The 23,014-nt window shown below is 72.1% G+C and carries 20 protein-coding genes; 11 read left to right on the top strand and 9 right to left on the bottom strand.

From position 1 onward, the window contains the following. Positions 1-78: 78 nt before the first annotated feature. Positions 79-1,650: a fatty-acid--CoA ligase FadD5 gene (gene fadD5, locus AB0H71_RS09030; protein ID WP_357016956.1), complete on the bottom strand. Its 1,572-nt coding sequence runs from the start codon at positions 1,648-1,650 to the stop codon at positions 79-81. A 337-nt stretch (positions 1,651-1,987) separates the two neighbouring features. Here fadD5 and AB0H71_RS09025 point away from each other — a divergent pair, with 337 nt between their 5' ends. Continuing rightward, on the top strand, positions 1,988-2,962 hold the full coding sequence (locus tag AB0H71_RS09025) for a nitronate monooxygenase (protein ID WP_357016953.1): 975 nt from the start codon (positions 1,988-1,990) through the stop codon (positions 2,960-2,962). Positions 2,963-3,108: 146 nt separating this feature from the next. Here the strand turns inward: AB0H71_RS09025 and AB0H71_RS09020 are convergent, their stop codons facing one another. Beyond that, on the bottom strand, positions 3,109-4,068 hold the full coding sequence (locus AB0H71_RS09020) for an MBL fold metallo-hydrolase (RefSeq protein ID WP_357016950.1): 960 nt from the start codon (positions 4,066-4,068) through the stop codon (positions 3,109-3,111). A gap of 168 nt (positions 4,069-4,236) precedes the next feature. On the opposite strand from AB0H71_RS09020, the gene AB0H71_RS09015 reads away from it, so the two are divergent. From AB0H71_RS09015 to AB0H71_RS09005, 3 genes are read left to right on the top strand one after another with little or no spacing between them, the layout of a single operon-like run. Continuing rightward, positions 4,237-4,497: an acyl carrier protein gene (locus AB0H71_RS09015; RefSeq protein ID WP_357016947.1), complete on the top strand. Its 261-nt coding sequence runs from the start codon at positions 4,237-4,239 to the stop codon at positions 4,495-4,497. Beyond that, positions 4,494-9,479 carry an SDR family NAD(P)-dependent oxidoreductase gene (locus AB0H71_RS09010; protein WP_357016944.1) on the top strand — a complete coding sequence of 1,662 codons (4,986 nt, stop codon included), beginning with the start codon at positions 4,494-4,496 and terminating at the stop codon, positions 9,477-9,479. Before AB0H71_RS09015 ends, AB0H71_RS09010 begins: the two co-directional genes overlap by 4 nt. After that, positions 9,472-11,061, top strand: a complete 1,590-nt coding sequence (locus AB0H71_RS09005) for a fatty acyl-AMP ligase (protein ID WP_357016943.1) — start codon at positions 9,472-9,474, stop codon at positions 11,059-11,061. Before AB0H71_RS09010 ends, AB0H71_RS09005 begins: the two co-directional genes overlap by 8 nt. Here the strand turns inward: AB0H71_RS09005 and AB0H71_RS09000 are convergent. Both AB0H71_RS09000 and AB0H71_RS08995 read right to left on the bottom strand, forming a co-directional pair. Next, positions 11,058-11,450: an RNA-binding S4 domain-containing protein gene (locus tag AB0H71_RS09000; protein WP_357016940.1), complete on the bottom strand. Its 393-nt coding sequence runs from the start codon at positions 11,448-11,450 to the stop codon at positions 11,058-11,060. The two genes, AB0H71_RS09005 and AB0H71_RS09000, sit on opposite strands and share 4 nt — an antisense overlap. 3 nt (positions 11,451-11,453) lie before the next feature. Then, positions 11,454-12,038 (bottom strand): NlpC/P60 family protein, encoded by a 585-nt coding sequence (locus tag AB0H71_RS08995; RefSeq protein WP_357016937.1) that lies wholly within the window; start codon positions 12,036-12,038, stop codon positions 11,454-11,456. Positions 12,039-12,476: 438 nt separating this feature from the next. Here AB0H71_RS08995 and AB0H71_RS08990 point away from each other — a divergent pair, with 438 nt between their 5' ends. The 3 genes from AB0H71_RS08990 (at position 12,477) to AB0H71_RS08980 (ending at position 15,178) form a co-directional block, all read left to right on the top strand. Next, positions 12,477-13,658 carry an ATP-binding protein gene (locus AB0H71_RS08990; protein WP_357016934.1) on the top strand — a complete coding sequence of 394 codons (1,182 nt, stop codon included), beginning with the start codon at positions 12,477-12,479 and terminating at the stop codon, positions 13,656-13,658. Between the two features lie 159 nt (positions 13,659-13,817). Then, entirely contained in the window at positions 13,818-14,759 is a 942-nt protein-coding gene (locus AB0H71_RS08985) for an alpha/beta hydrolase (RefSeq protein WP_357016931.1), read from the top strand. Between the two features lie 131 nt (positions 14,760-14,890). Then, positions 14,891-15,178, top strand: a complete 288-nt coding sequence (locus tag AB0H71_RS08980; RefSeq protein ID WP_067648910.1) for a hypothetical protein — start codon at positions 14,891-14,893, stop codon at positions 15,176-15,178. A 7-nt stretch (positions 15,179-15,185) separates the two neighbouring features. Here the strand turns inward: AB0H71_RS08980 and AB0H71_RS08975 are convergent, their stop codons facing one another. Further along, positions 15,186-16,406, bottom strand: coding sequence for an acetyl-CoA C-acyltransferase (locus AB0H71_RS08975; protein WP_357016927.1), 1,221 nt, complete (start codon positions 16,404-16,406; stop codon positions 15,186-15,188). Positions 16,407-16,651: 245 nt separating this feature from the next. On the opposite strand from AB0H71_RS08975, the gene AB0H71_RS08970 reads away from it, so the two are divergent. From AB0H71_RS08970 to AB0H71_RS08960, 3 genes are read left to right on the top strand one after another with little or no spacing between them, the layout of a single operon-like run. Further along, a complete protein-coding gene (locus tag AB0H71_RS08970) occupies positions 16,652-17,479 on the top strand; it encodes a hypothetical protein (RefSeq protein ID WP_357018437.1) in 828 nt (275 codons plus the stop codon). A 25-nt stretch (positions 17,480-17,504) separates the two neighbouring features. Continuing rightward, on the top strand, positions 17,505-19,448 hold the full coding sequence (locus tag AB0H71_RS08965) for a fumarate reductase/succinate dehydrogenase flavoprotein subunit (RefSeq protein WP_357016925.1): 1,944 nt from the start codon (positions 17,505-17,507) through the stop codon (positions 19,446-19,448). Between the two features lies 1 nt (position 19,449). Next, positions 19,450-20,196 carry a succinate dehydrogenase/fumarate reductase iron-sulfur subunit gene (locus AB0H71_RS08960; RefSeq protein ID WP_357016922.1) on the top strand — a complete coding sequence of 249 codons (747 nt, stop codon included), beginning with the start codon at positions 19,450-19,452 and terminating at the stop codon, positions 20,194-20,196. Positions 20,197-20,212: 16 nt separating this feature from the next. On the opposite strand, the gene AB0H71_RS08955 is transcribed toward AB0H71_RS08960, so the two are convergent. From AB0H71_RS08955 to AB0H71_RS08945, 3 genes are read right to left on the bottom strand one after another with little or no spacing between them, the layout of a single operon-like run. Next, complete coding sequence (locus AB0H71_RS08955; protein ID WP_357016919.1) at positions 20,213-20,410, bottom strand: hypothetical protein; 198 nt, start codon at positions 20,408-20,410, stop codon at positions 20,213-20,215. A gap of 43 nt (positions 20,411-20,453) precedes the next feature. Beyond that, positions 20,454-20,684, bottom strand: coding sequence for a DUF397 domain-containing protein (locus AB0H71_RS08950; protein ID WP_357016916.1), 231 nt, complete (start codon positions 20,682-20,684; stop codon positions 20,454-20,456). Next, a complete protein-coding gene (locus tag AB0H71_RS08945) occupies positions 20,681-21,598 on the bottom strand; it encodes a helix-turn-helix transcriptional regulator (RefSeq protein WP_357016913.1) in 918 nt (305 codons plus the stop codon). The genes AB0H71_RS08950 and AB0H71_RS08945 overlap by 4 nt, the downstream gene beginning before the upstream one ends. Positions 21,599-21,799: 201 nt before the next feature. Between AB0H71_RS08945 and AB0H71_RS08940 the strand changes: the two genes are divergently transcribed. Continuing rightward, positions 21,800-22,006, top strand: a complete 207-nt coding sequence (locus AB0H71_RS08940; RefSeq protein ID WP_357018434.1) for a hypothetical protein — start codon at positions 21,800-21,802, stop codon at positions 22,004-22,006. 4 nt (positions 22,007-22,010) lie between these two features. On the opposite strand, the gene AB0H71_RS08935 is transcribed toward AB0H71_RS08940, so the two are convergent. Continuing rightward, entirely contained in the window at positions 22,011-22,943 is a 933-nt protein-coding gene (locus AB0H71_RS08935; RefSeq protein ID WP_357018431.1) for a DNA-3-methyladenine glycosylase 2 family protein, read from the bottom strand. Between the last annotated feature and the right edge of the window lie 71 nt (positions 22,944-23,014).

Here is a 23,014-nt window from a genome sequence, read left to right as displayed (position 1 = left end):
GTGCGACGGGCCGACCCCGATTGTTCCACGATCGGCCTGCCCGGTGCCCGCCGGATTCCGCCGGGCACCGGACCAAGATCAGGACGAGAAGTCTTTCCGCAGCTGCACCTTCACGACCTTGCCGCTGGCATTGCGCGGCAGCTCCGCGACCACGACCAGGTCCTTCGGGTGCTTGTACCGGGCCAGGCTCTCGTTCAGGAAGGGCTCCAGCTCCGCGAGCGTGAGTTCGGCGTCGGCATCCTGCAGCGCGACCACCGCGACCGGCACCTCGCCCCACTTCTCGTGGGTGCGCCCGATCACCGCGGCCTCGCGGATCTTCGGGTGCGCGAAGAGCACGTTCTCCACCTCGGCGCAGTAGATGTTCTCGCCGCCCGAGATGATCATGTCCTTCTTGCGGTCGACCACCCAGACGAAGCCCTCCTCGTCCTGCTTGACCAGGTCACCGGAGTGGAACCAGCCGCCCGCGAAGGCATCCGCGGTGGCCTCCGGCTTGTTCCAGTAGCCCTGCATGAGGGTCGGGCCGCGGTAGACGATCTCGCCGATCTCGCCGGGGGCGACGTCGTTCATCTCGTCGTCGACCACGCGGGTCTGGATGGTCGGGATGGGCTTGCCCACCGACCCCAGCTTGCGCAGCGCGTCCTTGCCCTCCAGCACGCAGGTGATCGGCGACATCTCGGTCTGCCCGAACACCGCGACGTTGGAGGCGTTCGGGAAGCACTCCGCCATGGCCTCCAGCACGCTGTTCGAGGCGGGGGCGGCGCCCCAGCTCAGCACCTCGAGCGCGGTCTTGCGCTCCTTGACGTCCGGCACCGCGCAGATGGCCTGCCACTGGGCGGGGACGCAGAAGGCGGTGGTCGCGCCCTCGGCCTCGACGGCGTCCAGGAACTCGACCGGGTCGAAGGCGCCGAGCGGGTGCAGCACGGTCTTGGAGCCGAGCAGGAAGGCGGGCGCGAGGCTGCCGAGCCCGGCGATGTGGAAGAGCGGCGAGGTGCAGAAGCCGACCGTGTCCGGGGTGGAGGAGAGCGCGCGGATACAGGTCAGCGCCTGCGCGTTCATGTTCGCGTAGGAGAGCACCGCGCCCTTGGGGCTGCCGGTGGTGCCCGAGGTGTACATGATCAGCGAGGGGGTGTCCTCGGGGATGTCGCGCGGGACGTGGGCCTCGCCCTCCTCGGCGAGCGCGTCGTCGAAGCCGATCACGCCGTCGCCGGAGGCGCCGTTGATCACGAAGACCGACTCCAGCCCGGGTGCCTGCGCCCGCACCGCGACCGCGAGGGGCTGCAGCAGGCTGTCGGTGACGACCGCCTTGGCGCCGCTGTCGCTCACGATGTAGGCGACCTCGGGCGGGGTGAGCCGGAAGTTCACCGGCACCGCGATGGCGCCGAGCGCGTTGATGCCGAACACCGCCTCCAGGTACTCGGGGTAGTTCAGCGCCAGGATGAGCACCCGGTCGCCGAAGCCGACGCCGCGCCGGGCCAGCGCGTCGGCGAACTTCAGCGAGCGCTCGTGCAGCTGCCGCCACGTGGTGTCGGCGCCCTTGAACCGGAGCGCCACCGCGTCCGGCCGCATCAGCGCGTGCGTCGCGAGCTGGTTGTTCCAGTGGTTGCGACGCGAGCGGATCGGCTCGTCCAGCGCCTGTGCACCTGTGGTCATCCCACGAACTCCTCTCGAACCGCCACCCGCGGTGAGCCCTGAGTGACCCACGCCACCGACGGCAGATTTCCGGGCCAGAATAACAACTAACTTTTCCCGCGGGCAACAGATCCGGATGGGAATCTCGGTTCAGGAGACGAATCCGGGTGTTTTCTCTCAGTAACGACGTGGAACTGCTGTTTTTCCGTGACCTCCGGGCGATCCTCCCGGTCGATCGTGGAACCCAATTGCGAATCTCGGCTCACTTGTGGGTTGTAGGCGGGTGGATCGCCGTGTCACGATCGTCGGGTCCCGGGCGAATTCCGGCACGCCCGCGCGAATACGAGGAGAGAGCGCAATGCTGCGGACCAGGTTCACCGAGACATTCGGCGTGGAGCACCCGATCGTGCAGGGCGGCATGATGTGGGTCGGCCGGGCCGAGCTCGTCGCGGCCGTCGCGAACGCGGGCGGGCTCGGCTTCATCACCGCCCTGACCCAGCCCACCCCCGACGACCTGCGCACGGAGATCGCGCGGACGCGCGAGCTCACCGACAAGCCGTTCGGCGTCAACCTCACCATCCTGCCCTCGATCAACCCGCCGCCGTACGAGGAGTACGCGCGGGCGATCATCGAGAGCGGCATCAAGATCGTCGAGACCGCGGGGAGCAACCCCGAGCCCTTCCTGCCCGCCTACCGCGAGGCCGGGGTGAAGGTGCTGCACAAGTGCACCAGCGTCCGGCACGCGCTGAAGGCGCAGAAGATCGGCGTGGACGGCGTGAGCATCGACGGTTTCGAGTGTGCCGGGCACCCCGGCGAGGACGACGTGCCCGGGCTGGTCCTGATCCCGGCCGCGACCAGGGTGCTCGACATCCCGGTGATCGCCTCCGGCGGCATCGCGGACGCCCGCGGCCTGGTCGCCGCGCTGGCGCTCGGCGCGGACGGGGTGAACATGGGCACCCGCTTCCTCTGCACCGCCGAGTCCTCGATCGACCAGAAGGTCAAGGAGCAGATCGTCGCCAACTCCGAGCGCGACACCCAGCTCATCTTCCGCACCCTCGGCAATACCGCGCGGGTGGCCGACAACGCCATCAGCCGCAAGGTGGTCGAGATCGAGAAGGCAGGCGGCACCTTCGAGGACGTGCGCGAGCTGGTCTCCGGCGCGCGCGGCCGCAAGGTGTTCGAGGAGGGCGATCTGGACGCGGGCATCTGGTCCACCGGCCTGGCCCAGGGGCTGATCGAGGACATCCCGACCTGCGCCGTGCTGGTCGAGCGCATGGTGCGGGAGGCCGAGGAGCTGATCACCGGGCAGCTCGCCGGGCTCGTCGCCCGCTAGGAACGTCGCCGCCGCGAACGGCGGAAAAGCGGCGGTGACCTGGGTGCCGCGCTGAGGTGGCGAGCCACTGCCCCAGCGCGGTACCCGCATTTCCGCCCGCGGCGGACGTGTCGAGCGAGCCCGCGCGGCCGCCGGGCCGACCCGCGCTACCGCTGCGGGTTGCGGGTGGCGCGGGCCGTGACGGCGGCGTGGTCGTGGCCGGCGATGAGTTCGATGCCGTCCGGGAGTGCGTGCAGGCGGTGGATGGTGGCGAAGGCGGCGTCCCGGTCGGCGTCGAAGAGCTGGCCGGGCATGGGGGCCTTCTCACGCAGCGTGTCCACCTGGATCTTGCTCCAGACCGCGTCGCCCGCGAGCAGCACCCGGCTGCCGTCGTCCACCGCGAGCAGCACGCCCACGCTGCCTGGGGTGTGGCCGTGCAGGTCGACCAGCAGCACCGAGCCGTCGCCGAAGAGGTCGTGGCTGCGCGGGAAGCCGAAGACCGGCGGGCCGTCCAGCTCGAGCGGCTCGGTCGTGCGGCCGCGCAGCGGGCCGCGGGCGACGCCGATGGGGGCGCGTGGCCCGGCCAGCGCCCAGTCCCGCTCCGCGGCGGGCAGCCGGAGCGGCACCCGCTCGGGCAGCTCCAGCAGGCCGGAGACGTGGTCCCAGTGCAGGTGGGTGGGGAGCACGAACTCGATCGACTCCACCGCGACGTCCCGCGCGGCCAGCGCGTCGGCCAGCCCGAGAACCGGCTTCTCCGGGGCGACCAGCAGCGGCACCGGGAAGGGCAGCTCGGGCAGCACCCGTTCGTGCACGCCGGAGCAGAGCGCCGGGTCGATCAGGAACCGCGCCTTCGGGTGCTCGACCAGGAAGCTGCCCATGACCAGCGTCGTGCGGCCGAGATCGCGGGTGCCCTCGGCGACGATGGTGGTCGGCGCGTGCATGGTGGCCTGGGTGATGACGGTCAGCGCGACCGTCGCCCGCGCGGGTGGCGGGTCGGCGAGTTGCAATCCGGCGAGCAGCGCGGTGTCCGGTTTGCGGGGGCGGAGCAGCCGCCCCGGGGTCGCGGCGAGTGCGGCGCAGCAGCGCAGCAGGGTCGGCACCGTGGCGGTGCGGTCGTCTCCCGGCATGGGGTCACTGTAGCGACGCGGATCGCGCACCGCCCGCGCGCTGACCCTCCGCCGCCCCGGTCTGCGGGGTGCGGCGTGAAAGACCCAGCTGCGCAGCGCATTCGCCACTTCCCTCGGGCATAATCGCTGGGGGATTCCCGGCCGCGAGCCGGGCAGAGGGAGGTCGCGATGCGCGCCGGGGTACCCGAGGGAAGGGCCGCACGGCGGGCGGCCTGCACTGCCGCGGCGGTCGCGGCGATCACCGCGCTGCTCCCGGCCGACGCCGAGCCGGTGTCGACCACGGCGCCCTTCACCGACCTCGGGCTGAACTCCACCCAGCTGGCTCGGCTCACCGGCGCGCTGGAGGAGGCGCTCGGCGTCGAGATCCCGCTGGTCGCGCTGTACGACCACGCCAGCATCGAGCAACTGGTCGAGCACCTCACCGCATGACCCCGATCTCCCTCGTCGGCATCGGCTGCCGGCTTCCCGGTGCGGACGGCCCCGCGGATTTCTGGCGTCTGCTGTCCACCGGGCTGGACGCCACCGGCGCGCCGCCGCCGGACCGCCCGCTCACCCGGCACGGCGGCTACCTGCGCGGCATCGACCGCTTCGACAGCGCCCGCTTCGGCATCCCGGACCGGGAGGCCGCGGTGATGGACCCGCAGCAGCGGCTGGCGCTGGAGGTGACCACCGAGGCGCTGGACGACGCCGGGATCGGCTACCGGGCGGCGGGCTCCGGCGCCGCGGTGCTCTTCGGGGCCTGCACCTTCGACCACGGCATCTCGGTGCTCGGCGCGGGCGGGCACGATGCCCCGTTCGCGGTCACCGGGTCGGCGCTCAGCATCGTCGCGAATCGCATCTCCTTCGCGCTCGACCTGCACGGTCCGAGCCTGGTGCTGGACAGCGCCTGCTCCTCCTCGCTGGCCGCGGTGGACCTGGCGGTGCGGCTGCTCGCCGACCCCGCGGTGCCGTTCGCCGTGGTCGGCGGGGTGAATCTGGTGCTGCTGCCGCATACATCGGAGTACCTGGCCGACGGCGGCTTCCTGGCACCGGACGGCAGGTGCAAGCCCTTCGACGCCGCCGCCGACGGCTACACCAGGAGCGACGGCTGCGCGGTCGTGGTGCTGCAGCGCACCGCCGACGCGCTGGCGTCCGGGGCGCGGATCTACGCCGAGATCGCGGGCAGCGCGGTGGGTTCGGACGGGCGCTCCAACGGGCTCTACGCGCCGAGCGGGAAGGCGCAGCGGGAGGTCGTGCGCGCGGCCTGGCGGCGGGCGGGGGTGCCGCCGCGGCAGGCCGGGTACCTGGAGTGCCACGGCACCGGGACGCCGCTCGGCGACGCCGTCGAGGTCGGGGCGCTGGCCGCGGTGCTCGGCGCGGAGCCGGTGTGGCTGGGGTCGGTGAAGTCGAATCTCGGGCACCTGGAGGCGGCGGCGGGGGTGACCGGGCTGATCAAGACGGCGCTGGCCGTCCGGCACGGGGTGATCCCGCCGACGCTGCACGTGCGCACGCCGAACCCGCTGCTGCGGTTGGGCGAGCACGGGCTGCGGCCCGCCGTGCGCGCGGTGGACTGGTCGGCGGTGCCGCCGGGTGAGCGGTGGGCGGGGGTGAGCTCGTTCGGGTTCGGGGGGACCAATGCGCACGTGGTCGTGCGCGGGGTGGAGGCACCGGCTGTGAATGGTGCGGGGCCGGTGCTGATTCCGCTGACCGGGCGGGACGCCGAGGAGGTGCAGCAGCGGGCGGCCGTCGTGGCCGATGCGCTGTCGCCGACCACATCGGATGGTCGTGCCGCTCCCGGCATCGCACGGGTCGCCGCGCTCGCCGCCGCCGAAGCCCGCAGGCTGCCGGAACCCGCCCGCGCAGCGGTACTCGCCGCCGACGCGGAGACGGCGATCGAACGGCTGCGCGCCCTCGCCGAATCCCGCGACGCGCCGGGCGTACTCACCTCGGGCACCCCGGTCCCCGGCGGCGTGCTCTTCGTCTTCTCCGGCCAGGGCGGGCAGTTCGCGGGCATGGGCGACGCGCTCGCGGCCCGCTTCCCCGCCTTCGCCGCCGGGCTCGCCGAGGCGGCCGCCGCGGTGCTGGCCGCCGGTGGCCCCGCGGTCTGGACCCCGGACGGCGGCTTCGCCGCCGACGAGGCGACGGCGACCGTGCAGCCGGCGCTCTTCGTCTACCAGATCGGCATGCTGCGGCTGCTCGCGCACTGGGGCGTCCGGCCGGACGCGGTCACCGGGCACAGCCTCGGCGAGGTCGCGGCGGCGGTCGCCGCGGGCGCGCTCACGCTCGCCGACGCGGCGCTGGTCGCGGTGGCCAGGGGCGCGCTGCTCGGCAGGCTCGACGGGCGCGGCGCCATGGCGGTGCTGGAGGCCGAGCTGCCGGTGGCGGAGACGCTGGTGGAGCCGATCGCGGCGGAGGTCGCGGTGGCGGCGGTGAACGGCCCGCGCTCGGTGGTGATCTCCGGATCCCGCCGCTACGTGGACATCCTGCTGCGCCGGGCGCAGCGGCGCGGGCTCTTCGCGCGCCGGGTCGCGGTGCGCTTCGCGGCGCACAGCCCGCAGGTGGCGCCGGTGCTGCCGGAGCTGCGCGCGGCGCTCGCCGGGATCGAGCCCCTCGTCCCCCGGCTTCCGCTGTACTCCACCGCGCGGGCGGGCACGATCATCGACACCGCGGGCACCGATGCCGGGTACTGGGCCGAGAACGCCGTCGGCACGGTGCATCTCGGGGCGGCGCTGGAGCGCGCGGGCGCGGACGGCTTCGGCACCGCGCTGGAGATCGCGCCGCACCCGGTGCTGCTGCCCGCCATCCGCGACACCCCCGCCTTCGCGCCCGGCGCGCACGCCACCGCCGACCGCGAGGACGAGGTGGCGGCACTGCTGGCCTGCCTCGGTGCGCTGCACGTGGCCGGCCGCACCCCGGACTGGTCCGCGCTCGGCCCGCTGACCGAGCCACCGCCGCGCCGCCGCTGGCAGCGCCGCCGCTTCCCGCTGCTGGTGCCCGCCCCGCCCGCGCTCACCGAGGCGGCCTTCCCGGCCGACGATCCGGCCGATCACGTGGTGGCCGGGGTGCCGCTGATTCCGGCGGTGTACTGGCTGCTGCGGCTGCTGCACGCGGCGCGCGCCCGGACCGGGGCCTCGGCGGTGCGCGGCTTCGCGGTGCACGAACTCACCCGCTCGGATGCCGTGCCCGCGGTGACCTACCGGGAGGAGGCGGGCGGGCCCGGTCTGCGGGCGGGGGTCACGGGTTCCTCGGCGCTGGCTTCGACTCGGTCCGCCGGTGACCCCACGCCCGGGGATATCGTCGCATGGATGCGGGTGGTCGATACAAATCGGGCCGCCCGGCCGCGCATGCGCGAAGTCCCGGTGCCGCGCTTCTACGCGGAGCTGCGCGAGCGCGGGCTGGAGTACGGCCCGGCCTTCCGCCCGCTGCGCGGGCTCGCGGTGGACCGGGATCGGGCCGTCGGCGAGCTGGACGCCGCCGACCCGCACCGCTCCGCCACCCTGGACGGCTGCCTGCACGTGCTGGCCGCGGCCGCAGACGGGCTGCCCGAGGGGCGGGTGCCGCTGCCCATCGGCATCGAGAACGCCTGGCTCACCACCGAACCCGGGCGCACCGTCGGCGAGGCCCACGCGCTGGTGCGGGAGCGGTCGGGGGCCGGACTGGTCGGCGATGTGGTCGCCACCGACCAGCACGGGATTCCCATGCTGGCGCTGCTCGGGGTGCGGGTGCGGTTCACCGACCCGGCGTTGCCGGTGCACTCCGCGCCGCACCGCGCCGATGTGCTGCGCACCGAGCACTGGGTGCCGCTGCCGGAAGGAACCGGGACCGACCAGGGGCGGCCCTCGGCAGACATCGCTGCTCCTTCGGCGGACTTCAAGGCGAGTGAACCCCCGGCGCCGGATATCCGGCGCGCGCTGGTGATCGGCGACTCCGAGGACGCCGTCGCCCTGGCCCGCGCACTGGAGCGCACCCTGCCGACCGAGCGAATCGCCCGCGACCCCGATGCCGCGCTCCCCCTGGTCCAGTCGGTGCTCACCGGCCACACCGCCGCGACCCGGCTCGCCGTCGTCCTGGTCTGGCCCACCCGCCCGCAGCCCGAGAGCACCACCACCGCCGCCCTCACCCGGACCCTCGCCCTCCTCCAGCACGTGACGGCGGCCCCCGCGACGGCCGCCCTGACCGTGCTGCTCCCGATCGACGCGGCGCCGTCGTCATCAGGACTGCACCCCGCCGCCGCGCTGGCGGGCCTGGTCCGCAGCCTGCAACTGGAGTCCGCGCTCCGGGTCCGGCTGGTGTGGCGGGCACCGGGCATCGACGACGCCCTGCTCCGCGCGGTCACCGACCCTGCACTGCCGCTGGAGCTCCGGGTGGCCGGAGCCACATCGGTGCGCCGCTTCGTGCGCGCCGACCCGGCGGCCGCGACCCCGGTCTCGATCGATGCCACCGGCACCTACGTGGTCACCGGCGGCCTCGGCGCGCTCGGTTCGCTGGCGGTGCGCTGGCTCCTCGCCGAGGGTGCACGCGACGTGGTGGTGCTGACCAGGGCACCGCGCCCCATGCCCGCGGTCCTCGACGGCCTGGAGGACCGCATCGTGGTGGTCCGCTGCGATGTCACCGACCGCGCCGACCTGGCCGTCGCACTGCACGACATCCGCGAGTGGGGCTCGACCGTGCGCGGCGTCATCCACGCCGCCGGCAGCCTGGAGGACGCCGCCTTCCCGGATGTCACGCCGGAGCAACTCACCGGCATGCTCGCCGCGAAGGCCACCGCCGCCGGCCACCTGCTGGAGCTGACCGCCGCCGACCCGACCGACTTCGTCCTGCTCTTCTCCTCCGCGACCGGCGCCTTCGGCGCGCCGGGGCAGGCGGCGTACGCGGCCGCGAACGCCGCCATGGACGCACTGGCCGCCGCGCAGCGCGGGCGCCGGGTGACCAGCGTGGGCTGGGGCGTCTGGTCGTCCGGGTTGACCGAGGCGGCGGGCGGCGCCGGCCACCTGCGCCGCGCCGGTATCCGCGCCTTCGATCCGGAGCGCGGCGCCGCGCTCTTCGCGGACGTGCTCCGGCACGACGTGCCGTACCTGCTCGCCCTCGACTGGTCCGGCCCCGGCGACCACTCCCCCGTCGGCAAGCGGCTCACCCAGACCCTGGGCGAGATCACCGAAACCACCGCGCCGATCCGGCCCGACCCCCAGCCGCGCCCGCTGGCGCACATCGTGCGCGCCGCACTGGCCGCCGCCCTCGACCGCCCCGCGGACGAGGTCGACCCCGCCGCCGACTTCAACGATCTCGGCCTGACCTCGCTGCTCGGCATCGAGCTGCGCCGAGTCCTGGAATCCCGCCTCGAGGTCCGGCTCTCCACGGCGGAGATCTTCGGCCACCCGACCGTCGCCGCGCTCGCGGCCATGCTGGCCGAGCGGCTGGGCCGCGGTGACTGAGTCCCTCGTCGACCGGCTGGCCCACTGGGCCCGCGAGCGCCCGGATGCCCCCGCCTACACGGCCCTCCGCTACCCCGCGCCAGGCAACCCCGACGGCACCGACTACCTCCCGCACACGCTCACCTACGCGGAGCTCGCCGCGGCGGTCGCCGGACTCGCGCGGGAGATCCGCGCCCGCACGGCGTCCGGTGCTCGCGTCGCGCTGCTCACCGGCCACGGGCAGGGCTATGTGCTGGCCTTTCTCGGCTGCCTGGCGGCCGAGCGGATCGCCGTCCCGCTCTTCCCGGTCGGCAGGCACCCGGAGCGGCTGACCGGGATATTCGCCGACGCCGCACCGGCGCTCACCCTGATCGATCCCGGTGACGCGGTCTCGGCGGAATTCGCCGGAGACGTACTCACCGTGGACCCGAGCCGTTCAGCGGAGTTCGCCGAGCTACCAATTGGCAAAGCTCCCGCATATCTTCAGTACACCTCCGGCTCCACCGGGGCGCCGAATGGAATCCGCGTGGAATCGGCGAATCTCACCGCCGCGCTGGAACAACTCCGCGCGGTAATCCCGGCCGCGCGAAAGAAACCCATCGCGGGCTGGCTGCCCTTCTTCCACGATATGGGGCTGGTGCTCACCCTGGCGCTGCCGATCTGGTCGGGAGTGCACGGGATCACGCTCGCCCCGGTGGATTTCGTGAAGCGCCCGGTGCGCTGGCTCCGCGCCTGCTCCGATTTCGGCGCGGGCACGACGGGCGCACCGGATTTCGCACTCGCACTCACCACGGCGACCACCACGGAACGTCAAGTGACGGAGCTGAATCTCACCGCCCTGGACGCCATTCTGAACGGCGCCGAACCGATCCGCGCCGCGACCCTGCGCGCCTTCACCGAAACCTTCACCCCCGCTGGCTTCCGCCACCGGGCCCACGCCCCCGGCTACGGCCTGGCCGAGGCCACGCTCACCGTCACCCTGACGCCGCAGGACCGCGAGCCGACCCTCCTCGACCTCGACAGAGCCGCGCTGACCACCGGCCTTGCGCGACCGGCGGGCACCGAACCCGCTGTCACGCTGGTCGGTTGCGGCCCACCGGCCGGTCAGCGCATCAAAATTGTCGATCCGCGCAATGGCGCGACGCTGAATTCGGGCCAAGTGGGAGAAATTCACGTTTCCGGCCCCAATGTCTGCGTAGGAGATGCCGAGAATTGGCTGCACACCGGCGATCTCGGCTTCGAATACGGGGGCGAGCTCTTCATCACCGGCCGCGCGAAGGACCTGGTGGTTCTGGACGGCCGCAACCACCACCCGGCCGACCTGGAGCAGACGGCGGCGACGGCGGCACCGAATATCCGCCTGGTAGCGGCCTTCGGTCACGATGACGGCCGACGCGAATCGCTGGTAATCGTGGCGGAGACACAGAACGCCGATACGGATACTGCGAAGCAGATCCGATCAGCCATCACCCGTGTGCACGAGGTGGTGCCGGAAACGATCCTGCTGGTCCCGCCGGGAAATATCCCGCGAACATCCAGCGGGAAAATTCGGCGGGGAGAGTGCCGCGAACGCTTCGTCGCGGGAGACCTGCACCCGCACTAGTTCTCGGTGCGCCCGAGCAGCCGATCGGTCTCCCGGCGTTCCCGCTTGGTGGGGCGCCCACTCCCCCGATCGCGCCGCGGCAGGGAAGCGAGGACTTCCCTGGGCGGCGGCGGGGGGCTGCGGTCGATCAGGCACTGAGCGGCAATGGGCGGACCGACTCGCTTCGTGACGATGCGCTCCACGATGACGATGCGTTCCACCCCGGCGGCCCGAATACGGACTTCGTCGCCGAGCTTGACCTGCTGTGCCGGTTTGGCGGTGGCACCGTTCACCCGGACGTGTCCGCCGCGGCATGCCTCCGCGGCGGCCGACCGGGTCTTGAACAGGCGCACCGCCCAGGTCCAGGAATCGACCCGGGCCTGCGTTGGTGCGCTCTGCTCAGGGGGCAATCGTCAGAGCACGCGGCGGGCGGTGACGACCTCGTCCGCGGAGAGGTTGGTGTAGGAGACCGGGGTACCGGACTGCACCGCGTTCAGCAGCTTGCCGTCGCCGGCGTAGATGCCGACGTGGCCGCCGCCATTGGTGATCACGATGTCACCGGCGCGCAGGTCGTTGAAGGCGACCGGGGCGCCGACGTGCGACTGCTCGAAGCTGGTGCGCGGCAGCTCGACACCGGCCTGCTTGAAGGCCCACTGCACCAGGCCGGAGCAGTCGAAGCTGCTCGGGCCGGTGGCGCCCCAGACGTAGGAGGCGCCGACCTTGGACTTGGCGGCGTCGAGCGCGATGTCACCGGCGGTGTTGTGCACCTGCGGGGCGAACATGCCCTGCAGCTCCGGCGCGGCGAAGCCGGGCAGCGCGGGCGCGCCCTGCGGGGCCGCGGGCAGCGAGCCGAGCGCGGCGGTCAGCTGCTGCTCCAGCTGCTGCGCAGGCTGCTCGAACTCCTGCGGAACGTCGAACGAGCCGAGACCCGGGATATCGATGGTGGCCGCCATGGCGGGGATCGCGGGCATCGCGCCCGTCGCTGCTACCGCACCCATGACCAGAGCACCCTTGACGGAACCCGGAACGCGTGAATCCCGCTGCAAGCTGTGTTTACCCACCGAGCCGATTCTCCCTCTTTGCGCATCACCCGCCTACCGGGGTGTACTCCCGGCGCGACGAAGCCGGGAAATCCAACGGGCCCCGACAGCCGCTGTGGCGGTAACTCAGCGGCGCCGCTCCTTCCTCACGAAGCGACAGACTCCACTAAGTCACGAGAAGATTACGACCCGCACGCGCTGTTGTCCAGCCCACAGAGCAGGCTCTTTACCCCGGTATTCCGAATCGAGGCCTGGAGCTGGGGTTGTGGCGATTCCGATCAATATCACGGAACGGTCACGGCCCGGCGGCGGCTCGCGATAGGGCTCGATAGTGCTGTCTAGCACTTCGCTTAGAAACACCCAGATTCGCCGGACGAGGCGCTAGCGTGTCCGGTCATGGATCCCGTGCGGAACCCGTACGCGCCCGGCGCCGGGCAGCGCCCGCCCGAGCTCGCGGGCCGAGACAAGCAGCTCACCGCGTTCGACGTCGTGCTGGAGCGGATCGCGCGCGGCCGGCCGGAGCGCAGTGTCGTGCTCACGGGGCTGCGCGGGGTCGGCAAGACGGTGCTGCTGAACCAGCTGCGCTCCGGCGCGGTCTCCCGGGGCTGGGGCACCGGCAAGCTGGAGGCGCGGCCGGACCAGGAGCTGCGCAGGCCGCTCTCCTCCGCGCTGCACATGGCGGTGCGCGCCATCGCCACCTCGCACCGGAATCCGGAGCGGGTCGACGATTTCCTCGGCATTCTCAAGGCCTTCGCGCTGCGCGCCACCGCCGACCGGGGCATGCGGGACCGCTGGCAGCCCGGTATAGACGTCCCGGCGGTCACCGGGCGCGCCGATTCCGGCGATATCGAGATCGACCTGGTCGAGCTGCTCGGCGAGGCGGCGGCGCTGGCCGGCGATATCGGCGTCGGCATCGCGATCTTCATCGACGAGATGCAGGATCTCGGCCCCGCGGATATCTCCGCCATCTGCGGCGCCTGCCACGAGCTGAGCCAGGACGCCGCACCGCTGATCGTGGTCGGGGCCGGGCTGCCGCACCTGCCCGCGGTCCTCTCCGCCTCCAAGAGCTACTCCGAGCGGCTCTTCAGCTACCACCGCATCGACCGGCTGGACCGGGACTCCGCGGACCAGGCGCTGATCGCCCCGGCCGAGCGCGAGGAGGTGGAGTTCACCCCGGCCGCGCTCGACCTGCTCTACCAGAAGGCCGACGGTTACCCGTATTTCGTGCAGGCCTACGGCAAGGCGACCTGGGATCAGGCGCCGCGCAGCCCGATCGAGGCGGAGGATGTCGAGGTGGCGGCGCCGGCCGCCGAGGAGGAGCTGGCGGTCGGCTTCTTCGGCTCCCGCTACGAGCGGGCGACCCCGGCCGAGCGGGAGTACATGCGGGCCATGGCCGACCTGGCGGGCGACGACGGCCCGGTGGCGACGGCGGCGGTGGCCAGGGAGCTGGGCCGCAAACCCGCCTCGCTCTCCCCGGCCAGGGACGGGCTGATCAAGAAGGGGCTCATCTACTCGGCCGAGCGCGGCAGCATCGGGTTCACCGTGCCGCACTTCGGCCGGTATCTCAGGACCGTCTAAGCACATCTAAGACAGAGCGAATACTGCCCGATACTTCGGTGATCTCGGCACGACTCGGTTCGGCCACGGCTGCGTAACGGCAGGTGCGGGCGGTTAACGGTGGCCTCGCGGCGCGCGACCATCCAGGCAAGGAGAACGTCCGAGCCCGGAGGTGTTGCCATGACCACGTCGATCGCTCACGTCGCCGACCGTCGCGTCACCGTGGCCGCCGACGACGGCACCCCGCTGGCGGCCAGGGTCATCGGCGCCGACAGCGCGGAGGTCACCCTGGTCTTCGTGCACGGCCACTGCCTGCGCGCCGACACCTGGTCGTTCCTCGGCGAGCGGCTGGCGCGGGAGTGGGGCGGCAGCGCGCGGCTGGTGAGCTACGACCACCGCGGGCACGGCCACTCCGGGGCGGGCGCGGCCGCGAGCTACACCATCGACCAGCTCGCGCACGATCTGGATGCCGTGCTCCGCGCACTGGCCCCGACCGGCCCGATCGTCCTGGTCGGGCACTCCATGGGCGCCATGACGGCGCTGGCGCACGCCCGGCTCTTCCCGCAGTCCGTCGGGACCAGGATCGCCGGGCTCGCGCTCATCGCCACCGCCGCGAGCGGCCTCACCGACGTCGGGCTCGGCCGGTTGCTGAACCGGCGCGCGATCGGCGCGCTGCAGCGGGCGGTGCTGCGCGCGCCGCGGTTCATGGGCGCCTCGCACCGGCTCTCCCGGCGGCTGCTGGAGCCGATCATGGGCGAGGCGAATCTGGGCACCGCGCCGGTGAGCCCGCGGGTGCGGGCGCTCGCCATCGCCATGTTCAACGAGACCCCGCTGCTCACCATGACCAGCTTCCTGGAGCCGCTGCGCACCTTCGACGAGTCCGAGGGGCTGCACCGGCTGGCCGGGATCCCGGCGCTGGTGCTGGCCGGCTCGGCCGATCTGGTGACCCCGTTCGCGCACTCCGTGGTGCTCGCCTCGCAGCTGCCCGCGGCCGAGCTGGTCCGGGTCGACGGCGCCGGGCACGGGGTCATCATCGAGCGCGTCGACGAAGTGGCCGAGGCGCTCTCCGGGCTGGTCCGGCGGGTGCTCGCCGGGGCCCGGGTGTACGCCATGGCGGGGTGATCGCGCAGACCGGTTCCGCCCCGATTCGAGATCGCACCGGACACGAGGGTTTTCCTCGGTTACTGTGTTGTAGATCACGGTGTGCGGTGAGTCACATGATCTTGTGGCTTACACAACCCTGGGAGGTAACGATGACACGCAGCGATATCGCGGAACTCCGCTACGCGGTCGGCCAGCTCCAGCGCTCCATCGGGGCGCTGCGCTCGCACTACGGCGACGCGTCGCCGGTCCGGCGGCTGGAGAACGACCTCGAACGGCTCGTCATCGACGCCGACGAGTTCGAGCAGACGCCGCCGCCCGAGCTCGGGCGCAGGCCGCGCGACACCATCTACGTGCCGGACAGCAAGAGCGACGAGTCCGCCTGGATGGGCGCGCAGGACGAGGGGCTCGGCTTCCACTCCCGGCCGCGCACCCCCTGACCCGCGCTCAGGCCCGGTGCCGCCCCGCTCGCCGGGGCGGCTGCACGCCGTGGAACCGGGCCCCGCGCGGCGGCGCGGCGGCCGGCGCCACCGCCGCCGATTCGAAGAGCGCCGCGATGCCGTGGTCGTGCCCGAGCGCGATGGCCTCCAGGCCGTAGCGGCCGCCGCCGCGCTCGAGTTCGTGCAGCATCGTGGTCATGATGCGCAGCCCGGTCGCGCCGACCGGGTTGCCGAGCGCGATCGACGAGCCGTTGACGTTCAGCCGGTCCGTCGGGTCGAGCTCCCACTCCCGCGCCAGCGCGAGCACCTCGACCGCGAAGCCCTCGCTGACCTCGATGAGATCCAGGTCGTCCAGGGTGTGGCCACTGCGGCCGAGCAGCTTCGCCACCGCCGGTGCGGCGCCGAGCGAGGCGATATCGGAGTCGCAGCCCGCCGCGGCCCAGCCGACCAGGTAGGCCAGCGGGGTCAGCCCGAGCTCGTCCAGCCGGTCCTCGGCGACCACCAGGCAGGCAGCCGCGCCGTGCCGGTGCGCGCTCATATTGGCGCTGGTCACCACGCCGCGGGGGAGCAGGGGGCGGAGGTTGGCGAGGGTGTGCGTGCTGAGATCCGCCCTGACCCCCTCGTCCCTGGCGATCCGGTGGCCGGGGTCGAAGTCGGCGGCGGTGCGGGCGTACGGATCGGCGGTGACGCCGACCGGGACCACCTCGGCGGCGAAGGCGCCCTGCCGCCAGGCCCGCGCCGCCCTGCGGTGGCTGGCCACCGCGAACTCGTCCGCCTCGGCCCGCCCGATCCCGTAGTGCCTGGCCAGCTCCTCGGCGTTCACCAGGTCGGCGCGGTGGCCGGGGTCGCGGGGTGAGATCGCGCCGTCGGTCGAGCACTCGACGCCGCCCGCCACCACCACGTCGGCCGCGCCGGTCTGCACCATCATGGCCGCGGTGATCACCGCCTGCAGCCCGCTGCCGCCGCGCCGATCGGTGAGGAAGCCGGGCACCGCGAAGGGCAGCCCGGCCCCGCGCGCGGCCAGCCTGCTCAGGTGCGGCACCGTCGGCCTGCGCGGATCGATGCACGCCATGGCGACGTCCTCGATCCGCAGCGGGTCGATGCCGGAGCGGTCGATGACCGCCGAGAGCACCGTTGTCGCCAGCCATTCCGGCGGCATCCCCGAGAGCGCTCCGCCCGCGACCCCTCCCGGAGTGCGAACCGGAGCCACGATCGCGGCCCTTCTCATCGTGGTGGCCCCTTCCTGCCGGATCCACGCGTCACCGCACGTCAACGGGCGATTTGTCAGGAAAAGGGCACCACGCGGCTGTTACCGGAATGTGACGATCAGGCCGCGATCATGGTTGTGGTGAAGATCACTACTGGGCCGATGCTCCGGGAATGGCGGTACCGGACTCGAGCGATAGCGCCCCTGTCGTAGGGTGCTCGTCATCACATCGGATCGCGGGCCAACCCGACGAGCCCGCAGAGCAGATCAGCGAGGCATCCACCGTGACTGCCGCACCCACCGGCGTCTTCACGACGACCAGAGCACGGATCTCCGCACGCACCCTCCGCACCGACCGCTGGTGGCTACCACCACTGATCACCGTGCTCGGTCTCGGTGCGTTCGTCGTATACGCGACGGTCAGGTCGTTCGTGCGCACCGCCTACTACGTTGCCGACTACCACTACCTGACACCGTTCTACTCACCGTGCCTGAGCACGTCGTGCGTGGAAGGGGCGAGCCACTTCGGGACGCCGTTCGGCGACCTGCCCGCGTGGATCCCGCTGGGCTTCGTGGTGCTCCCGTTCCTGCTCGGCTTCCGGCTCACCTGCTACTACTACCGCAAGGCCTACTACCGGGCCGTGTGGTTCTCGCCGCCCGCCTGCGCGGTCGCCGAGCCGCACGCGAAGTACACCGGCGAGACCAGGCTGCCGCTGATCATCCAGAACGCGCACCGCTACTTCTTCTATGTGGCGCTGCTGGTCTCGCTGATCAATACCTACGACGCGATCGTGGCCTTCCACGGCAAGAGCGGCGGATTCGGTTTCGGCCTGGGCAATCTGGTGCTGCTGCTGAATGTCGTGCTGCTCTGGGCGTACACGCTCTCCTGCCATTCCTGCAGGCACATCGCGGGCGGGCGGCTGAAGAACTTCTCGGCGCACCCGGTGCGCTACTGGTTCTGGACCCAGGTGTCGAAGCTGAACACCCGGCACATGGCCCTGGCCTGGACCACCCTCGGCACGCTCGTGCTCACCGACTTCTACGTCATGTTGGTGGCCAGCAACACGATTTCGGACCTGCGGTTCATCGACTGACCGCCTCATACAGGAGTTTTCCTCGATGCCAGAAGTTGAACGGCACAAGTACGACGTGGTGGTCATCGGCGCGGGTGGCGCCGGGCTGCGCGCGGTGATCGAAGCACGGGAGAACGGCTACAGCGTCGCGGTGGTCTGCAAATCCCTGTTCGGCAAGGCACACACGGTCATGGCCGAGGGCGGCTGCGCCGCGGCCATGGGCAATGCGAACGCCAAGGACAATTGGCAGACGCATTTCAAGGACACCATGCGCGGCGGCAAGTTCCTGAACAACTGGCGGATGGCCGAGCTGCACGCGCAGGAGGCACCGGACCGGGTCTGGGAGCTGGAAAGCTATGGCGCGCTCTTCGATCGGACCCCGGACGGCCGGATCAGCCAGCGCAACTTCGGCGGCCACACCTACCCGCGGCTCGCGCACGTCGGCGACCGCACCGGGCTGGAGCTGATCCGCACCATGCAGCAGCGGATCGTCGCGCTGCAGCAGGAGGATTTCGCCGAGACCGGCGACTACGAGTCCCGGATCAAGGTCTTCGCCGAGTGCACCGTCACCGAGCTGCTCAAGGAGGGCGACCGGATCTCCGGCGCCTTCGGCTACTGGCGCGAGTCCGGCCGCTTCGTGCTCTTCGAGGCGCCCGCGGTGGTGCTGGCCACCGGCGGCGTCGGCAAGTCCTACAAGGTGACGTCGAATTCGTGGGAGTACACCGGCGACGGCCACGCGCTCGCCCTGCGCGCGGGCGCCTCGCTGATCAATATGGAGTTCCTGCAGTTCCACCCGACCGGCATGGTCTGGCCGCCGAGCGTCAAGGGCATCCTGGTCACCGAGGGCGTGCGCGGCGACGGCGGGGTGCTGAAGAACACCGACGGCAAGCGGTTCATGTTCGACTACATCCCCTCGGTCTTCAAGGGGCAGTACGCCGAGTCCGAGGACGAGGCCGACCAGTGGCTGAAGGACAACGACTCGGCCCGCCGCACCCCCGACCTGCTGCCCCGCGACGAGGTCGCCAGGGCGATCAACTCCGAGGTCAAGGCGGGGCGCGGCACCCCGCACGGCGGCGTCTACCTGGATATCGCCTCCCGGCTGCCCGCCGAGGAGATCCGGCGCCGGCTGCCGTCGATGCACCACCAGTTCAAGGAGCTGGCCGACGTCGACATCACCGCCGAGCCGATGGAGGTCGGGCCGACCTGCCACTACGTCATGGGCGGAATCGAGGTGGTGCCGGATACCGGCGCCGCCACCGTCCCCGGGCTCTTCGCGGCCGGGGAGTGCTCCGGCGGCATGCACGGCTCCAACCGGCTGGGCGGCAATTCGCTCTCCGACCTGCTGGTCTTCGGCCGCAGGGCCGGGCTCGGCGCCGCCGAGTACGTGCGAGCGCTCGGCGCCGAGCGCCCGACGGTGACCGACGCCGACATCACCGCCGCCGCGCAGGCCGCGGTGGCGCCCTTCGATCCGCCGGAGACCGGGCAGGGTGAGAACCCCTACACCCTGCACACCGATCTGCAGCAGGTGATGAACGACCTGGTCGGCATCATCCGCACGGAGAAGGAGCTGCACCAGGCGGTCGAACGGCTGGAGCGGCTGCGCGAGCGGTACGCGGAGGTCACCGTGGAGGGGCACCGGCAGTTCAACCCCGGCTGGCACCTCGCGCTCGACCTGCGGAACATGCTGGTGGTGAGCGAGTGCGTGGCGCAGGCCGCGCTGCTGCGCACCGAGAGCAGGGGCGGGCACACCCGCGACGACTACCCGGGCATGGACCCGGGCTGGCGGAACACCCTGCTGGTCTGCGAACTCGACGGCGACGACCGCGGCGCCACCGTGCCAGGCGTCGCGGTGCGCCCGGCCGACCAGGAGCCGATGCGGGCAGACCTGCTCGCGCTCTTCGAGGTCTCCGAGCTGGAGAAGTACTACAAGGGAATCGAATTGGCGGGACACCCGGAGAACGCGCGCCCTGCCCCGGAAGGCGAGGCGTGACATGGGATACGACGCCAAATTCCGCGTCTGGCGCGGCGATCTGGACGGCGGCGAGCTGCGGGACTTCACCGTCCAGGTGAACGAGGGCGAGGTGGTGCTCGACATCATCCACCGGCTGCAGGCCACCCAGGCCCCCGACCTCGCGGTGCGCTGGAACTGCAAGGCGGGCAAGTGCGGCTCCTGCTCGGCCGAGGTGAACGGCAGGCCCAAGCTGCTCTGCATGTGCCGGATGTCGACCTTCACCGAGGACGAGGTCATCACGGTGACCCCGATGCGCACCTTCCCGGTGATCAAGGACCTGGTCACCGATGTCTCGTTCAACTACGAGAAGGCCAGGCAGATCCCCTCGTTCACGCCGCCCGGCGATCTGAAGCCGGGTGACTACCGGATGAAGCAGGTGGATGTCGAGCGCTCGCAGGAGTTCCGCAAGTGCATCGAGTGCTTCCTGTGCCAGAACACCTGCCACGTGGTGCGTGACCACGAGGACAACAAGGAGGCGTTCGCCGGGCCGCGCTACCTCATGCGGATCGCGGAGCTGGAGATGCACCCGCTGGACGTCGCGGACCGGCGGGATCTGGCCCAGGAGGAGCACGGCCTCGGGTACTGCAACATCACCAAGTGCTGCTCCGAGGTGTGCCCCGAGCACATCGCGATCACCGACAACGCGCTCATCCCGATGAAGGAGCGGGTGGTCGACCGGCGCTACGACCCGATCGTCTGGCTCGGGAACAAGCTCTTCCGCCGCTGAGCGAGGTGGTCGCGCCCTACAGCAGCGCGACCACCCCGACGGCCACCGCCCACACCAGCGCGCCCACGAAGAGCGCGGAGAACAACGAACCGGTGAGCACGAAGACGCCCACCGATGCCACCGCCACCAGCAGTCCCACGATCAACCACTCCACCCAGTAGCGGGGATGCGGCTTCCGGTACCGGGGTGGGGAATTCTTCAACCCACGGTCCATGAAGAAGGGTGTACCCGACCGGCTTTCCGGGCAAACCGCGATGTCAGCTCGGCGGGTCGAACTCGCCGTCCTGCACCCCCGCGGTGAAGGCGTCCCACTCGCCCGGCGTGAAGATCAGCACCGAGCCCTCCGGGTCGCGGCCGTCGCGCAGCGCGACGTGCCCCTCGGCCAGGAACGCCACCTCCACGACGGCCTCGCTCTCCGGCGCGGTGCCGGAGGCCGACTGCCAGCGCGCCCCCGCGAGATCGATCTGCGCGCCCTCGCCGATACTCATGCCGCGTACTCCTTCGCTACCCGCCGCAGCAGGTGCCGGCTGGATGGGATGTCGAGCGCCGAGCCGCGCAGGCACTCGTGCGCCGCATCGTACCGCCGGACGTCGCGCTCGGACTCCAGATACAGTCCGCCGGTGAGCCCTTCGGTGTACACCACCGGCGGCTCGATCGACCGGCCCCTGCGGTCGGCGCCGAAATCCAGCACGGTGAACGGCGCGACCGTCCCGCCCACCGGCGCCCCCGCCGCGAAGGGAAGCACCCGGAGCCGGACATTGCCCCTGGTACTCAGGTCGGCCAGGTGCCGCAGCTGGGCCGCCATCACCCGCGGCCCGCCGACCATCCGGCGCAGCACCGACTCGTGCAGCACCGCGTCCACCGTCGCGGGCACCGCCTTCCTGGTGATCAGGCTCTGCCTGCGCAGCGTGCGCTGCACCCGGTCCTCGGCGCCGCCCGCCAGCGCGCGCAGGTACTCCGCGGTGCGGAAGAGCACCGGAACCAGCTCCGGCTGGTAGGTACTGAGGTGCCGGGCCGATGCCTCCACCCCGCGGTACACCTCGAAGTGCTCCGGGATGAGCTCGCCGAAGGCGTGCCACCAGTGCGTATCCGCGGCCTGTTTGGCCAGCCCCTCCAAGCCGAAGGCGATCTCGTCCGGGATGCCGTAGACCCGGCACAGCTCGCGGATGTCGATGGTGCGGATCCGGTCCGCCTGCCCCTTCTCCAGCCGCTGCAGCGTCGTCGCGCCCCACTCCATGAGCCGCGCCGCCTCGGCGATGGTCAGCCCGGCCCGCGTGCGCCACTCGCGCAGGTGCCTGCCGAGCTGCCTGCGCGGCAAGGTCGACGTATCGTGCTGCGCCGCCACCCGTTCCGGCACCGGGAAGATCTCCGCGCGCCCCGCCCGCACCGGTCTCGTCGCCACCCCACACACTCCGTTCCACGCTGGTCGCATCACCGCAGTGCCCCGAGGACCTTCGTCCACAACGGATATTTTCGCCCCTCGCGGCGGATTCCGTGCTGGGAATTCGCGGAATACCCCTCCGGTGCGCCGATATCCGGCATCTACTCAGGGTTTAGCTGGTGTGCTAGATGTGTGCCGTAGTCCGTCGTCCCGGAGGTGACCGTGTCGTTGACCGAGTTCCATCTGCGCCTCGCGGCTCTCTACGCCTGCGCCACCGACCCCGGCCCGCTCACCCCCGAACAGGCGCACACCGCCATGCAGCTACACCTGGACTGCACCGTCGACGAATGCCGGGTGCGCAGGCGGGCTCGGCGCACGCTGGTCGAGGCGGGGCGCTGTGTGCTCGATGCCCGCGCGGAGCCGCTCTGACGCCTCAGTGCCAGGAGTGGTCGGTGAGGGGGGTGCGGGGGGCGAATTTGGGGCGGTGCGCCTGGCCGCTGATCTCCAGGAGGCGGACCGCGCGGTAGCGGTGCGGGCGTAGGGGTTCCAGGTACTCGATCATGCCGGCGTCGTCTAGGGGGCGGCCGAGGAGGGTCCAGCCGACGACGGCGGCGAGGTGGTAGTCGCCGACCGAGAGGGCGTCGGGGTCGCCGTAGGCGCGCTGGGCGACCTCGGCGACGGTCCAGATGCCGATGCCGGGGATGCTGCGGAGTCTGGCGGCGGCCGCGGCGGGGGCGAGGGTGGCGGTGCGGTCGATGGCGGCGGCGGAGCGGGCGGCGCGGACGATGGTGGCGGCGCGCTGCGGGCCGACATTGGCCTGGTGGTAGCCCCAGGAGGGGATGTGCTGCCAGGTCTCGGGGGCGGGCGGGAGCAGGAGGTCGCCGGGGCCGGGGGCGGGCTCGCCGTAGCTGCGGACCAGGGCGCGCCAGGAGCGGCGGGCCGAGATGGTGTGCACCTTCTGCTCCAGGATCGCGGGGACCAGGGCTTCGAAGACCAGGCCGGTGCGGAGCATGCGGAGGCCGGGGTGGCGGCGGTGCGCCTCGGCGATCTTGGGGTGCTCGGGGGTGAAGGCGTCCAGGCATTCGTCCAGGCAGAGCAGGTGCTCGAGGCCGGTCAGGAACTCGTCGGCGCCGGGGCCCCACGCCGTGGCCTGGATGCCGGTGCGGCCCGCCTGGCGCAGGCGGTAGGTGACCGGGCCGGTCGGGAGGCGGGAGGCGTGCCAGTGGGCGCCGTCCGGGGTGACGCGGTGGCAGGGGTCTCCCGTGCCGCGGGAGAGGGGGGCGAGGGTGGTTGCGAGGTCGAAGGGGCGGTCCGCAGTGAGGGTGCGGGTGATTCCGGTCGTACGGACGGTCGAGGCGCTGTCCAGCGCGGACCCGCTCGGCGCAGGGCCGCTCGGCTGCGCCTGCCGCGCCGTGGCGGCGCCGTCGGCGGGCGCGC

The sequence above is a fragment of the Nocardia sp. NPDC050697 genome (assembly GCF_040654395.1).
GTDB lineage: Bacteria > Actinomycetota > Actinomycetes > Mycobacteriales > Mycobacteriaceae > Nocardia.
This window is presented reverse-complemented; position numbering and strand designations above follow the sequence as displayed.